This is a genomic window from Colwellia aquaemaris (genome assembly GCF_057548755.1).
This window is the reverse complement of the sequence record NZ_BAAJLV010000001.1, coordinates 125,883-140,811: the sequence shown is the minus strand read 5'-3', so window position 1 is coordinate 140,811 and position 14,929 is coordinate 125,883. Positions and strand designations below refer to the sequence as shown.

Genomic DNA, 14,929 nt, shown 5'->3' with positions numbered 1-14,929 from the left:
GTAACTGAGATGACTCAACAAACTGTTCGTATTGCAACACGAAAAAGTGCCTTAGCACTTTGGCAAGCAGAATATGTGAAAGCACAACTTGAACACTTTCACCCAGGTATTAATGTTGAACTAGTACCCATGACCACTAAAGGCGACATTATTCTTGATACGCCACTAGCGAAAGTAGGCGGTAAAGGGTTATTTGTTAAAGAACTTGAAGTGGCCATGTTAGAAAACCGTGCCGATATTGCTGTACACTCAATGAAAGACGTTCCGGTAGAATTTCCTGAAGGCTTAGGCCTAGAAGTTATTTGTCCTCGTGAAGATCCTCGCGACGCTTTTGTTTCTAATACCATTGCCAGCTTCGCTGATTTACCGCAAGGCGCTGTTGTTGGAACCTCTAGTTTGCGTCGTCAGTGTCAAATTAAAGCACTACGCCCTGATTTAGATATTCGAGATTTACGCGGCAATGTTAATACTCGCCTTAAAAAGCTTGATAACGGTGAATATGATGCCATTATTTTAGCTGCTGCAGGCTTGATTCGTTTAGAAATGCCAGAACGTATTCGTGAGTTTATTGCACCAGAAGTAATGCTACCTGCAAATGGCCAAGGCGCTGTCGGTATTGAATGTCGTACTGACGATGAAACCATTAAAGCGTTACTTGCACCACTGGGCTGTGAAGAAACACGTATACGCGTTGTGGCAGAGCGAGCCATGAACCGAGCGTTAGAAGGAGGTTGTCAGGTGCCAATTGGTAGCTACGCTGTTATTGAAAATGACCAAGTTTTCTTACGCGGTTTAGTCGGCGCGGTAGACGGCAGCGAAATATTAACTAGCGAAGTACGTGGCAACATTGCCAATGCTGAACAATTAGGTACTGACCTAGCCGCAACGTTATTGGCTGACGGCGCAGATAAAATTCTTCGCCAGGTTTATGACCAACAGTAATATTAATGTACTGATCACACGCCCAGAAGCCGCTGGGCGTGAGCTTCAACACCACCTGAAAAAAAATGGTATTAAAAGTCTTTGCCAACCTTTTTTTGATTATCAAGCCAAAGACACGCTCGAACAACTTACAAGCCTGCAACGCCAATTAACAGCACCTATCATTATTTTTGTCAGTGTAGCTGCGGTTGAATTTGCCAATAAGCTACTTCCCATTACTGCTTGGGCAAAACAAGATGTTATTGCCGTTGGCAGCGCCACTCAACAAAAACTCGAAGCACTTAATGTCAGCGCATATGTACCTGAGCAGCATGACAGTGAAGGATTGCTAGCCTTACCACAGCTTAATAATATCAATAGCAAAGACGTTATCATTATTCGTGGCGATGGTGGCCGAGAATTAATTGCCGAAACACTAACTGCACGCGGCGCAAATGTTCATTATTTTGAAAGTTATCGACGTGTTTGGCGAAATTTATCGCAAAATCTTTTCAAAACGTGGCAACAACAGCAGATAAATTGTATCTTAGTAACCAGTAACGCTTTACTAGAATTCATAGTAAACTTAATTAATCAATCAGATACTTATTGGAAAGAAGACTGCATTTGGATAGTTGCCAGTAGCAGAATTGCAAATAACGCTGAAAAAGTGGGGCTTAAACGAGTTATGAATGCGCATGGCGCCAATAAAAAAGCTATAACATCGGCACTATTATCAGTACCTAGATAAGCCATCAATTAAAAATGCATGAGTGAATAAATTCATACCAATAAAAACATTTGCGCCAACATGTAAGATAGGATCAGTTCATGAGCGATAAAAATCAGCCAGAGCAAGAAAACGCCAAACAAGATAGTAAGACTACTGCCAGTAGCTCTAGCGCTGAGCATTTAGAAAATCAGCAAGGCCTATCTGCTTCGATAAATTTAACGGCAAGCGAAAATAATTCCGTACCGGAAAATAAAACCGATACCGACACGAAAAAAACAAAAACTTCTACTATCGCCAAAACTAAGGAAAAGAGTAAACCATCTGTGAATAAATCATCTGCGGCTTCATCAGCAAAAACTTCCGCAACTAAAGCAGCTGAAACACCAAATAAATTATCGAAAACAGCAGTATTTGCCTTACTGATTTCGTTACTGGCAATTGCTGCAAGCCTTGGCCATTATTTTTGGGCTGAACAACAAAAAGCACAGTTTGCCCAACAATTAAATACTGAATTTCAAAAGCAGCTACAGTTAAATCAAGCCCAAGTCTCAAAGCAACTTCAACAACAAGGCCAACAAAATAGCGCGCAATTAAAAGCCTTAGAAAGTGCTATTCAAGGTAATACGCTTGACAATATCTCAGAGCTTCAACAAGCACTAGCCCAAGTTAAGCAACAAGTGCAAAGTTTAAATCAGAATCAACCGAGCGATTGGTTATTGCACGAAGCGGAATATTTAATTCGTGTTGCTTCACGCACTTTATGGTTAGAAAAAGATACCACCGCAGCCATTGGTTTATTAGCAGATGCAGAACAGCGCATTCAAGAGCTTAACGACCCACAATATTTACCACTGCGCCAAATAATCCAGCAAGACATTGCTAGCTTAAAGTTATTGCCAAAGTTAAATACAGATGAAGTTATATTAAAGCTGATGGCACTAGATACGCAGTTATCAATGTTACCATTTCCCAAAATAGAGAAACCAAAAAATACAAACCAATCTGCAAATAATAACGTCACTGATAATGCAAGTGATTGGCGAGAAAACATAGCTAAAGTATGGAAGAGGTTTATCAGTGATTATATAACTGTGAGTTATAGAACAGGGAATGTTGAGCCATTAATGTCTCCTAATTTTCAACAAAATTTACGAGAAAATTTAAGCCTGAAAATACAAACGGCTATTTGGAGCGCTCGAAAGACGGACAAAAGTTTATATCTGTCTTCATTGAATGATATTCAGTCATGGCTAGTTAAATATTTTGATATGGAAGACAAAATAAATCAAAACTTCAGCCAAGCTATTGAACTTATCAAAACAAAGACCATTGATGTGGATTACCCAAATAATTTACTGTCACTCGAAGTAGTTCGTAAGTCGATACAAGATATAAATATCATACCTCGTTCATCTAATATTGCTACCGAAAAGCCTTCAGAAAATCAAAAGCAAAGTGCACCTATAAAGCCTGAGCTTAATAACAATGCTGATTTGATAGAGGGCAAATAATGAAACGTATAACTTTTATATTACTCATTGTTTTTATTTCTATTGTAATGATGGTTGCATATGCTCCGACACTAATTAAAGATCCTGGTTATATTCTCATATCGAGTGGAGATTTAATCATTGAGTCAACAATTGTTGCTATGGCTATTAGATTAGTAATCATTTTTATAACTCTATTATTAATATTAAAACTATTAAAAGGCGGGTTAAATATTAGTTTTGCCACTTGGAATAAAATTGCCTTTGCTAGTCGTCGACGTGCCTTAAGGGATTTAAACAAAGGCATTGCCGCTTATGTGCTAGGTGACTACAAGCAGTCAGAGCATTTGCTGGCGAAGTCTGCAGATGCCTCATCACTTGAACATATCGCTTATCTAGTTGCTGCCGATGCTGCGCAGAAACAAGCATTAAAACCTAATACTGAACATTACCTAGCACTACTAGAAAAAAGTACAGACACATTAAAGTCTGCAGGTTTAGAAGCCATTCTCATTAAAATAAAATTACTGATCGGTCAGCAAAATTATCAACAAGCACGAGAAGTTATTGACCAACACCATAAGCATATCGGTCATGACGCAAGGTTATTATCGTTAGAAATTGATTTAAGCCTAATTGAAAAGCGCTTTGATTATGTAATCAAGCAATTAGTTTCAGCACAAAAGCAAAAAGCAATTACCGAGCAAACAATCACGCAATGGCAGCAACAAGCCTTTTATGGTGCCTTCAATGAACAAATAAAACACAGTGACAACAACGCTTTAATGCACTATTGGCAGCAACTGCCTAAGAAAACAAAACAAACAGAAATTATAGTTTTAGCCTACTGCCAAGTATTAGCAGAAAACAATATAAATGAACCATTAGCAAAAATATTACTACCTGTCGTCAAAAAAGGTGCAAATGTTCAGCTATTAAAGGCGACAAGAAGCTTACCTATAAGCCAAGCAAATGATTTAATTGTCGCCGCTCAAAAGCATCTGCACAATGATCCTCATAATGCATTATGGTTATCATTAGTTGCTCACTTTGCAGTATTTTCTCAACAATGGCCATTGGCAGAAAAAGCTTTTAATACGTTAGTTAACCTTGAAGGGGCACAATACGACGATGTTGACTTGCTAGCGTTTGCATTGGTTTTAGAGCAACAAAATCAGCTAGAAAAAGCCAATCAGGTATTGCGAAAAATTCACGCTTAAAATTGACCATTTCTGAAACAGCTAAAAGCCCTATTTAATAACAACGAATTTACGCCGCTATTAAATAGGACTCTTGTCCTTTGTGCTTTTGCTTACGTTGGTATGAACCTTTGCCTTTCTTAGCACTAACAATTTGTTGCTTGTAAAGTTTAGATGTTACCACCGCAGCAAGAAAATTATCTTTTATAACTCCTCGTCCTAATTCACAGGCTGCACTATTTTTCTGAGCCTTACTTGGTTTTTGTTTAGCCATTAAGCTAGTTCCTTATTAATGTGTTATTTGGATTAGTAACTAATAAATACTCTTATCTATTGGCAGAGTGTATTATATCTTAAGCATCGAAATATGAGTAATATATAAACACCGATTAAAATCTTCAGTTAACAATTACTCGATGAAACCATCTGCCCAACAGCAAGAAAGAATTGTAAAAATAAAAGCCATTGCACGGCATAACGGCATGTTTATCACTTTACTCGGTTTTATTGCCTTGCTGTTAATCGCATTTCTATCTAGTTATTTTTGGCAGCAAGCTCGCTTGCCATTAATGTTTTTACTCCTCGCCAGTTGTGTCGCTATATTTATTGGCTTACTGAAGCTAGCAGAGCCTCAACACAGTCTAATTCTTAGTTCTGATAATATCTGCTTCTATCATCGTCATGGCAATTGGCAACTTCAATGGCATCAACTACAGAACGTGCATGGGGTAACAAATACTGTCGGTGTAAGCAGAGAAGAGTTAAATTATGTCGGTATTAAATTGTTTTCTCTCGATGTTCTGGTAGATAATATTTCTTTGCGGCTAGCGAATCGACTTATCCACGAACAAAAGCCGTTAATTCACTATGCCATAAAACACAATTTAATTACGTTTCAACAAGGCATAATTAATTTTGAGCCTTTCCAGTTAACAAGTGGTGAAACCGTTAAAGGCCCATTGGCGGCATTTTTACATCACAGCCTAGTATTACACCAAGCCTTTGGCGCACATATATTTATTGCCGCAAATAATTTGAATGGTCCGGTTAATAACTTCGTGGTATTAGCCAATAGTTATTTACGTAATGCTAAAGAAACGCCATATATAAATTAACTGAGCGTTATTTCACATCTATGTGATCACGTCTTACGCTTCGTCCGGAACATAAAAAAGCTGAACATAGCCTATGTTCAGCTTTTCATATAGCACCAATTAAACCAATTTAGATAAAGGCAAAAGCATCGGCAAACATATGTTCTACTAATGCACCATTAGCAACAAAGTCTTGGCGAACCGCACCAACCATTTCAAAGCGACCAGCTAAGTAAATATCGAAATCAGCTAAGTTATTAATGTCATTCATGACAACTTTGTGCACCATGCCTAGTTTACCTTGCCAATCATCGTGTGGTGTTTCAATAACAGGAATAAACTTACCATTGGCCAGTTTAGCTATCATGGCTGCTGTTTCTTCGAGCTCGTAACAAGCACTTGGATCACGCAAGCCCCAATAAACAATAACTTCACGCTGTGAGTTCTCATTCACTAAATGCTCAAACATTGACTTAATATATGAAAAGCCCGTGCCGCCGGCAATTAACAATAATGGCCGTTCACTATCCTCACGTAACTGTGCGCTACCAAATGGCATTTCAATGCTTACTTCTGCATTCGCTTTAATGCGCTCAATAACTTGCATTGGGTAGCTGTCAGAGCCAAATGCACCTATTTGCAACTCAATTAGTTCAGCTCCCGGCGCACTGGCGATTGAAAACGGTCGTTTATCTTCATCACTCATCACAAAGTTTAGATATTGTCCGGCAGCAAAATCAACCGCTTGCTCTGGCTTTAATAGCACTTTATAAACATACTCTGTTAACGGCGTAACCGCTGCTACCTGACATGTAATCTCATTCATTAATTCTTTACCCTATGACTGCTTCTATAACTAAGCAGTGGTTTAATTTATCTATTAAGAAATATTAAGTTCGTCCCAAATATCATCTACTTGGTTTTTAATTGACTGTGTCATTTCAATGGGCTCACCCCATTCTCGATCCGTTTCACCTGGCCACTTATTGGTGGCATCCATTCCCATCTTTGAACCTAAGCCAGATACAGGTGAAGCAAAATCCAAATAATCAATTGGTGTGTTTTCAATTAACACTGTATCTCGACTTGGATCCATGCGTGTGGTCATTGCCCAAATAACGTCTTTCCAGTCACGTGCATTAACATCATCATCGCAAACAATAACAAACTTGGTATACATAAACTGACGTAAGAATGACCAAACGCCCATCATTACTCGCTTAGCATGCCCCGCATATTGCTTCTTAATGGTCACTACCGCTAAACGATACGAACAGCCTTCCGGTGGTAAGTAAAAGTCTTGAATTTCAGGAAATTGCTTTTGCAAAATAGGCACAAATACTTCATTTAATGCCACACCTAAAATTGCCGGTTCATCCGGTGGTCTTCCAGTATAGGTGCTGTGATAAATTGGCTCTTTTCTATGGGTTATATGTGTAACGGTAAATACTGGAAAATCATCAACTTCGTTGTAATAACCCGTATGGTCACCATATGGACCTTCTGGTGCTATCTCTTCAGGGTCAATATAACCTTCCAAAACAATTTCAGCACTGGCTGGTACTTCAAGTTCATTACTAATACATTTTGCAACTTCGGTTTTGCTGCCACGTAACAAACCCGCAAAAGCGTACTCTGACAAGGTATCAGGCACAGGCGTTACCGCACCTAAAATAGTTGCAGGGTCGGCACCTAAGGCCACAGCAACGGGATACTTTTCACCAGGAAAAGCCTTTTTAAATTCTTGAAAGTCTAATGCGCCACCACGGTGAGATAGCCAGCGCATTATAACTTTATTAGGGCCTAATAATTGATTACGGTAAATACCAAGATTTTGCCGTTCTTTATGTGGGCCTTTAGTTACGGTTAAACCCCAAGTAATTAATGGTGCTACGTCACCTGGCCAACATTTTTGAATCGGTAATTTTGTCAGATCAACCTCGTCGCCCGTTAATACAACCTGCTGGCAAACTGGCTTTTTAACCACTTTAACAGGCATATTGAGCACTTGCTTGTATAGTGGCAGCTTATCCATAGCATCGCGAAAACCTTTTGGCGGCTCAGGCTCTTTTAATGTTGCTAACAACTTACCAACATCACGTAGTGCACTAACATTTTCTTGCCCCATGGCAAGTGCAACACGTTCAGGTGTACCAAATAAGTTAGTTAATACTGGCATACCATGTGGTTTACCATCTTTATCAACTGGGTTTTCAAATAGTAAGGCTGGACCTTCTCGGCGTAGAGTACGATCACTGATTTCTGTCATAGTTAAATCAGTAGAAATTGGCTGGCTAATACGTTTTAGTTGGCCTAGTTTCTCAAGTTGATCGATAAAATCTCTTAAATCACTGTATTTCATATTTGATGCAGGCTAAAAATTTGTTCAGCATTATAACGGTAACAAAGCTAAAAACCCTAATGCCAATTAGAATCATTCATAAATCTACCAATCGTCTAGATTTACAGTTCAAGTGCTGCTTTTCTCTGCATTATTAATTTTGTATAAGCTGATTGAACTTCTTTAACTAGAGCATCATCAGTAAACGCACTAAACGCCATAAATAAATCTATAGAGGATATTTTAAGCTTATACAATGGCTTAAGTTGTTCGCAGTTAAATGCGTATTGTAAACAAATCGCTTGGAAACTTGATTTATTGGCGGGAAACAAATCAATACGATTTTGTGCAAATAGATGAAAGTTTTGTCTTCCTTGTACAACCGTTGTTAGATTATTAAAGCCATTGGCTCTTAGATATTGATCAACCGCACTATCGCGTACAGTACCTATCCGATATTCTTTAAGCGCTTCCATGGTAGTGCTAAAATTAACGTCACTATCAACGGAGCCATATAAATAGTAGTCAAGAGCCATAATACGACCAATCCATTTAAAATGCTTTTCTCTTGCGGTCGTTCTTGCTAGTGAATATATCAGCACGTTTGGCTCTGTAGTCGCTAAACGATACGCTCGAGCCCAAGGTAATACCTCAATATCATAACTGAGGCCAGACATAGCAAGCACCTGCTCGACTAATTTCGTCGCTGGACCAGCAATTTTTCCGTTGTCGATATATTGCACCGGAAAAGTGTCTTCCGTTACCACTTTGATATGAATATCTACTTTATCTTCAAATGCCAAAGCGCAGTGGCTTGCAAGTAATATCAATAAACAAAAAACAGAAATGCAACGCATAAACAGCCCTTGAAATGGTTAAAATAACAACACACAAGTTAAAAAAACGCGCATACTACACTATTAATCTTTATTTGTCGTATAATTTTCGTACAAACATAATTAAAAGCTATGCAAACTATACAAAGGATTCACCTTAATGAAAAAAACGATTTATGTACTATTTGGATTATTAATTTTCCCGAATATCGCACTTGCAAACTGCACCGATAAAAATCATCAAGCCTTTGATTTTTGGCTTGGACATTGGCAAGTAACAAGTAAAACCGACGATATCATTCGCATTAATCACATTAGTAAAATAAATAATGGCTGCACTATTTTGGAAGAGTATAGTTCACCGAGTGGCTATGTTGGCAAAAGCCTAAATATTTACGATCAACAAACAAAACAGTGGCATCAAACTTGGACCGACAGCTCAGGTTTACTGTTGAAGCTACAAGGTGGCCTAGAAAACAGGGCTATGGTGATGAAAGGGAAAACCTTAGGCTCAGATCAAAAAGAGGTTTTAAATAAAATAAGCTGGATACCGCATAGTGATGGCACCGTTCAACAACATTGGCAAATTAGCCAGGACAATGGTAAAACTTGGCAAACTGCCTTTGATGGACTTTATACAAAAAGCAGTAAAAAGTAACAGATCCAGTCATAAAAAATGCCAGCAATTGCTGGCATTTTTTAAAGCATACTTAAAGTTACTGACGTTTCATCGAATCAAAAAACTCATTATTGGTTTTGGTCATCGCTAATTTGTCAATCATAAACTCCATCGCATCAATTTCACCCATTTCATGGACGATCTTACGTAAAATCCACATTTTTTGTAATTCATCAGGTTTAGTAAGAAGCTCTTCACGGCGCGTACCACTGCGATTGAAGTGAATCGCAGGGAATACACGTTTCTCAGCAATTTTACGAGAAAGGTGCAATTCCATATTACCTGTACCTTTAAATTCTTCGTAGATAACTTCATCCATTTTCGAGCCAGTTTCAACAAGCGCTGTCGCGATAATAGTTAAACTACCACCTTCTTCAATATTACGAGCCGCACCAAAGAAACGTTTTGGACGATGTAAAGCGTTAGCGTCAACACCACCTGTTAAGATTTTACCTGACGAAGGAATAACCGTGTTATATGCACGAGCTAAACGGGTAATTGAATCAAGAAGAATAACAACATCTTTTTTGTGTTCAACTAAACGTTTTGCTTTTTCAATTACCATTTCAGCAACTTGCACATGACGGTTTGCTGGTTCATCAAATGTTGATGCAACCACTTCACCTTTTACAAGGCGCTGCATTTCTGTAACTTCTTCAGGACGTTCGTCAATTAGAAGTACCATTAGTTCTGCTTCAGGGTGGTTATGAGCAATACTTTGCGCAATATTCTGTAGTAATAAGGTTTTACCTGCCTTTGGCGGCGCTACAATCAAACCACGCTGGCCTTTACCTATCGGTGACGCTAAATCTAGTACACGCGCGGTAATATCTTCTGTCGAACCATTTCCACGCTCCATGGTAATACGATCAGTTGGATGAATCGGCGTTAAATTTTCAAAAAGGATTTTATTTCGAGAGTTTTCAGGACGATCGAAGTTAACTTCAGTAACTTTTAATAAAGCAAAATAACGCTCACCTTTTTTAGGTGCTCTGATCTTGCCGTGAATAGTATCACCGGTACGCATACTAAAACGTCTAATTTGGCTTGGCGATACGTAAATATCGTCAGGTCCAGCTAAATATGACGAGTCAGCCGAGCGTAAAAAGCCGAATCCGTCTTGTAGAATTTCTAAAACCCCACCACCGAAAATATCATTATCGTTTTCGGCATGCTTTTTTAAAATAGCAAAAATAATGTCTTGTTTGCGAGTTCTAGCAAGATCTTCTAACTGCATAGATTCAGCTAGCTTAACTAATTCATTAATGGTTTTTTCTTTGAGTTCGGTAAGGTTCATAGTGGGGGTTTCTTAAACTATTTAGGTTGTTATGCTTTGCCGTTTGGCAATTTAGGATTGTTTGAGTATGGTTTTTGAAATGTTATTTTCTTTCGAATGTTAAACTTAGCATTAAAAACAAAACAGGTAAAGGATCACCTGCTTGATCTTTAACTAAAAAACAAAAAGGCCCGAATATCGGACCTTTTTATTACAAGTTGTTATCAATAAACTCTTTTAATTGAGTTTTCGATAATGCGCCAACTTTGGTATCTGCAACTACACCATCTTTGAATAGTAATAGGGTAGGAATACCGCGAATACCATACTTAGGTGGGGTATTTGAATTTTGGTCAATGTTTAATTTACCAACAGTCACCTTGTCAGCGTATTCTTCAGCAACGTCGTTTAACAACGGCGCGATCATTTTACATGGACCACACCACTCAGCCCAGAAATCAACTAGAACAAGGCCTGATGCATTGATCACATCAGAGTCAAAACTATCATCAGTTAACTGAACAATTTTATCGCTCATTTATATCTCCATTAATGGTGGCACTATGCCAATTGGTTAAGATTATACCTTCATCATCTTGAATTACCAACAATCATATATAACAGTTATGGGCATTTAATTTCAAAATCAACTAATGCGACAAATTTATCCGGCAATTTTACTAAATCTCATTTCTATTAAATCACGTAACCTGTTAAGCTAGCGGTATGAAAAAAACACACTTAACTGAAATAAAGTTCTCGGAACTTAAGCTCGAGCCAACGGTAGTTACTGGCCTCGAATCTATGGGCTTTGAATATTGCACATCAATTCAAGCAAAGTCTCTTCCTATCCTGTTAAAAGGTAAAGATATAGCAGGCCAAGCACAAACTGGTGAAGGTAAAACTATCGCCTTTTTAGCAGCAACATTTCATCATTTATTACAAAAGAAAAATGTTACGCATAAGCAACCACGCGCACTTATTATGGCACCAACACGTGAGCTTGCCATTCAAATTCATCGCGATGCCATTGAAATGGCAAAAAGCACTGGCTTACGTTTAGGTTGTGTTTATGGCGGTGAAGGGTATGAAAGCCAACGTCAAGAATTAGAACAAGGTGTTGATATTTTAATCGGTACTTGTGGCCGTTTAATCGATTACCTAAAACAAGGTATTTACAACCTAAACAATATTGAAGCTGTCGTCCTTGATGAAGCGGATCGCATGTTCGATTTAGGCTTTATTAAAGATATTCGCTATATGTTCAGAAAAATGCCGGCAGCAACAGAACGCTTAAGCATGCTGTTTTCTGCAACCTTGTCGTTTCGTGTCAAAGAACTAGCCTTTGAACACATGAATGAGCCAGACAGTGTTGAAATAGAGCCGGAACAAAAAACCAATCTACGTATTTCAGAAGAGCTATTTTATCCTTCAAATGAAGATAAAATGCCATTACTGCAAACGTTAATTGAGGAAGATTGGCCTGAAAAAGCCATTATTTTTGCCAATACAAAACATGTTTGTGAAAAAATACATGCTCATCTTGATGCCGATAAAATTCGCGTAGGTTTACTAACCGGCGATGTTGTACAAAAGAAACGTCTAAAAATATTAGAACAATTTACGGCCGGACATTTAGATGTTTTAGTGGCAACAGATGTTGCAGCGCGTGGTTTACATATTCCTGCCGTTACCCACGTTTTTAACTATGACCTACCAGACGATTGTGAGGATTATGTTCATCGTATCGGTAGAACAGGGCGCGCAGGCGCAACCGGACATGCGATTAGTTTAGCCTGTGAGCAATATGTTTTTAATTTGCCAGCAATTGAAAGCTATATTGAACACACATTACCCGTTAGTAAGTATGATCATGATGCGTTACTAACAGATTTGCCTAAACCAAAACCGCGCCAGCGTCGTCATAAACCGCACAATGGTGGCCAAAACCGCAATCGTAGTGGTGGAAATAGGCAACAAAGGAACCGTTAGTCAATGACGTTCACCAAAGAAGGGACTTTGCCGCCTCTGTATGCGGTGATCGATTTAGGCTCTAACAGTTTTCACATGTTGATTACTCGACAACTTGCCGATAGCGTGCAGGTTGTCGATAAAATCAAACGAAAAGTACGACTTGCTTCGGGTTTAAATAACGATAACATTCTCTCTGAAGCAGCAATTGCCAAAGGTATAGAATGTTTAAGTTTCTTTGCCGAACGTTTACAAAATATCCCTAAGGAAAATATTCGTATTGTTGCCACCGCAACACTAAGGTTGGCGAAAAATCGCGCTGATTTTATTACCCAAGCAGAGCAAGTTTTAAAACACAAAATAACCTTACTTAGCGGTATTGAAGAAGCTAAAAATATCTACTTAGGCGTTGCTCATACTAGCTGTAGTGCAGATCAAAGACTCATTTTAGATATTGGCGGCGCCAGTACTGAAATAATTGCTGGCCATGGCTTCAACGTAAAAAAAGCCATTAGTCTTGATATGGGTTGTGTCACGTTTAACCAGCAATTTTTCCCAAATGGCATCATAAGCCCAGACAACTTTACACAAGCCATCAACGCTGCAGAGCAAATAATTAAGCCTATACGTGATGAGTACCAAGATATTGGCTGGCAATGTGTTTTGGGCGGCTCAGGTACTATGCAAGCATTGGCCGAAATACTGCTACACCAGCATAAGCCTGCACGAATTTGTTTAGAATTTTTATATCAAATTCAGCAACAAGTACTCACTTTTTCTAATATCAAAGACATCGAAATTGCAGGACTTTCAGCTGAACGAAGCCCAGTAATCGCTAGCGGTTTATCAGTACTAATAGCCTTATTTCAGCAATTGTCTATTGAGTCACTAACCCTATCGAGCGGCGCATTGCGAGAAGGCCTACTTTACGAAATGCTACCTAATAGTCGCCATAATAATATTCGGCAGCAAACGATATCAGCATTATTACAAAGATTTCATATTGATCAACAACATGCCAGCATGGTTAAACAACAAGTTGCAGAGCTTTTTAGGCAAGCAAGTACTGCTTGGCAATTAACTACAGACAATGCTTTTGAAATTTTACAGGCCGCTTGTGACCTACATGAAATAGGCTTGTTATTAGCGTACAAAAATCATCAGCAGCACAGTGCTTACATTCTACATCACGCTGACTTAGCCGGTTTTAGTTTAAATGATCGACAATTACTCATTATGTTTGTAACACTTTATAAAGGCGATATAGATGCTAATGAACTAGCGAAGCAATCTGCTATAAGTGAAACGCAGGCAAATAAGTTATTGGCGCTATTTCGCCTTGCAATTATTCTCTGTCGTGACCGCACTGAAGCTGAACTACCAAGCCATGCTTTAGCTATCAAAGAGCAGGGTATTCAGCTTAATTTGCCAAAAAGTTGGCTAGAGCAACACCCACTAATTGCTGATGAACTGCAGCAAGAAACTCAGCACTTTACACAAATAAAGTTATTACTAAGTATTCATACTAGCTAGCCGTTTTTGCCGCCCAAGCATTAGCTAAAATCACTAAACCAGCACCCATTATCATTATTGGTGTCAATGCTTCATTTAGAAATAAAAAAGCGGCCACAATGCCATAAATAGGCTCTAGCGAGACAGCAATACTGACTGTCGAGGCATTTAAACGCGTTAAAGCTAAATTATAAAGAGTATGAGCTAGCGCAGTAAAGACAACCCCCAATAAAATCAGCAAAGATAACTCGATTAATGTCGGACTAACAACAGAAAATATGACTAGTGGTAGCAATGTAATACTGGCAAATAAATTTTGATAACAGGCGACGCATTGTGGTGATACCTTGCGAACGTAAAGGCGATTTATCATTGCCAACACGGCAAAAAGAAATGCTGATAACCCTCCCCAGTAAAGCCCTGAAATAGCATCTACTGATAGATTCTGCAACGGCAATACTAAGGCTACTCCTAACAAGGTTAACACCGCTTGATAAAGAGCCTTAATTCGAATGGGTTCTTTAAAAAATAGCGGCTCAAGCACACTGACAAAAACCGGAAAAGTTGCGAAGGTAATTAGTCCAATAGCAACATTTGATACTTGGATAGACTGAAAAAAACTTAACCAGTGCAATGCTAAAATTGCACCAGATATTGCCATAACTAATAAGGTTTTCCCTGCAACTTTTAGTGGCTGTTTTTGAACAATTTTAATAAAAACCACAAGGGTGATAGCTGCAAAAAATGCTCGACCGAAAACAATAACACTCGGTGAAATTGCTAACCATTTGCCAAATAAACCGGATAAAGCAAACAATAAAACCGCGCTATGTAGCGCGGTTATTGCTGTACGATAACTTGTCATCTAGTAATTGTT

General features: G+C 38.6%; 15 protein-coding genes. 8 read left to right on the top strand and 7 right to left on the bottom strand.

The genetic code is table 11. From position 1 onward, the window contains the following. Nucleotides 1–9 precede the first annotated feature (9 nt). From hemC to AC27HL_RS00665, 4 genes are all read left to right on the top strand, one after another. Nucleotides 10–942, top strand: coding sequence for a hydroxymethylbilane synthase (gene hemC / locus AC27HL_RS00680; protein ID WP_487078214.1), 933 nt, complete (start codon nucleotides 10–12; stop codon nucleotides 940–942). Beyond that, nucleotides 929–1,672 (top strand): uroporphyrinogen-III synthase, encoded by a 744-nt coding sequence (locus AC27HL_RS00675; protein ID WP_487078212.1) that lies wholly within the window; start codon nucleotides 929–931, stop codon nucleotides 1,670–1,672. Before hemC ends, AC27HL_RS00675 begins: the two co-directional genes overlap by 14 nt. Nucleotides 1,673–1,752: 80 nt before the next feature. After that, nucleotides 1,753–3,165 carry a uroporphyrinogen-III C-methyltransferase gene (locus AC27HL_RS00670; protein WP_487078210.1) on the top strand — a complete coding sequence of 471 codons (1,413 nt, stop codon included), beginning with the start codon at nucleotides 1,753–1,755 and terminating at the stop codon, nucleotides 3,163–3,165. Further along, complete coding sequence (locus AC27HL_RS00665) at nucleotides 3,165–4,364, top strand: heme biosynthesis HemY N-terminal domain-containing protein (protein ID WP_487078208.1); 1,200 nt, start codon at nucleotides 3,165–3,167, stop codon at nucleotides 4,362–4,364. The genes AC27HL_RS00670 and AC27HL_RS00665 overlap by 1 nt, the downstream gene beginning before the upstream one ends. A 49-nt stretch (nucleotides 4,365–4,413) precedes the next feature. Here AC27HL_RS00665 and arfA read toward each other — a convergent pair whose 3' ends face one another. After that, entirely contained in the window at nucleotides 4,414–4,617 is a 204-nt protein-coding gene (arfA, locus tag AC27HL_RS00660; protein ID WP_487078206.1) for an alternative ribosome rescue factor ArfA, read from the bottom strand. 142 nt (nucleotides 4,618–4,759) lie between these two features. Between arfA and AC27HL_RS00655 the strand changes: the two genes are divergently transcribed. After that, nucleotides 4,760–5,458 (top strand): DUF2982 domain-containing protein, encoded by a 699-nt coding sequence (locus AC27HL_RS00655; RefSeq protein WP_487078205.1) that lies wholly within the window; start codon nucleotides 4,760–4,762, stop codon nucleotides 5,456–5,458. A 109-nt stretch (nucleotides 5,459–5,567) separates the two neighbouring features. Here the strand turns inward: AC27HL_RS00655 and fre are convergent, their stop codons facing one another. The 3 genes from fre to AC27HL_RS00640 form a co-directional block, all read right to left on the bottom strand. After that, a complete protein-coding gene (fre, locus tag AC27HL_RS00650) occupies nucleotides 5,568–6,263 on the bottom strand; it encodes an NAD(P)H-flavin reductase (protein ID WP_487078203.1) in 696 nt (231 codons plus the stop codon). 54 nt (nucleotides 6,264–6,317) lie between these two features. Next, nucleotides 6,318–7,799, bottom strand: coding sequence for a 4-hydroxy-3-polyprenylbenzoate decarboxylase (gene ubiD / locus AC27HL_RS00645; RefSeq protein WP_487078201.1), 1,482 nt, complete (start codon nucleotides 7,797–7,799; stop codon nucleotides 6,318–6,320). A gap of 101 nt (nucleotides 7,800–7,900) precedes the next feature. Continuing rightward, complete coding sequence (locus AC27HL_RS00640) at nucleotides 7,901–8,635, bottom strand: substrate-binding periplasmic protein (RefSeq protein WP_487078199.1); 735 nt, start codon at nucleotides 8,633–8,635, stop codon at nucleotides 7,901–7,903. A 139-nt stretch (nucleotides 8,636–8,774) separates the two neighbouring features. Between AC27HL_RS00640 and AC27HL_RS00635 the strand changes: the two genes are divergently transcribed. Next, complete coding sequence (locus tag AC27HL_RS00635; RefSeq protein ID WP_487078197.1) at nucleotides 8,775–9,272, top strand: hypothetical protein; 498 nt, start codon at nucleotides 8,775–8,777, stop codon at nucleotides 9,270–9,272. A 58-nt stretch (nucleotides 9,273–9,330) separates the two neighbouring features. On the opposite strand, the gene rho is transcribed toward AC27HL_RS00635, so the two are convergent. Both rho and trxA read right to left on the bottom strand, forming a co-directional pair. Continuing rightward, on the bottom strand, nucleotides 9,331–10,590 hold the full coding sequence (rho, locus tag AC27HL_RS00630) for a transcription termination factor Rho (protein WP_487078195.1): 1,260 nt from the start codon (nucleotides 10,588–10,590) through the stop codon (nucleotides 9,331–9,333). A 190-nt stretch (nucleotides 10,591–10,780) separates the two neighbouring features. Further along, entirely contained in the window at nucleotides 10,781–11,107 is a 327-nt protein-coding gene (trxA, locus tag AC27HL_RS00625) for a thioredoxin TrxA (RefSeq protein WP_085300150.1), read from the bottom strand. 188 nt (nucleotides 11,108–11,295) lie between these two features. Between trxA and rhlB the strand changes: the two genes are divergently transcribed. Continuing rightward, nucleotides 11,296–12,561, top strand: coding sequence for an ATP-dependent RNA helicase RhlB (gene rhlB, locus AC27HL_RS00620; RefSeq protein WP_487078193.1), 1,266 nt, complete (start codon nucleotides 11,296–11,298; stop codon nucleotides 12,559–12,561). Nucleotides 12,562–12,564: 3 nt separating this feature from the next. Then, nucleotides 12,565–14,073, top strand: coding sequence for a Ppx/GppA phosphatase family protein (locus tag AC27HL_RS00615; RefSeq protein ID WP_487078191.1), 1,509 nt, complete (start codon nucleotides 12,565–12,567; stop codon nucleotides 14,071–14,073). Here AC27HL_RS00615 and AC27HL_RS00610 read toward each other — a convergent pair. Further along, complete coding sequence (locus tag AC27HL_RS00610; RefSeq protein WP_487078189.1) at nucleotides 14,066–14,917, bottom strand: DMT family transporter; 852 nt, start codon at nucleotides 14,915–14,917, stop codon at nucleotides 14,066–14,068. The genes AC27HL_RS00615 and AC27HL_RS00610 overlap by 8 nt on opposite strands. Nucleotides 14,918–14,929 lie beyond the last annotated feature (12 nt).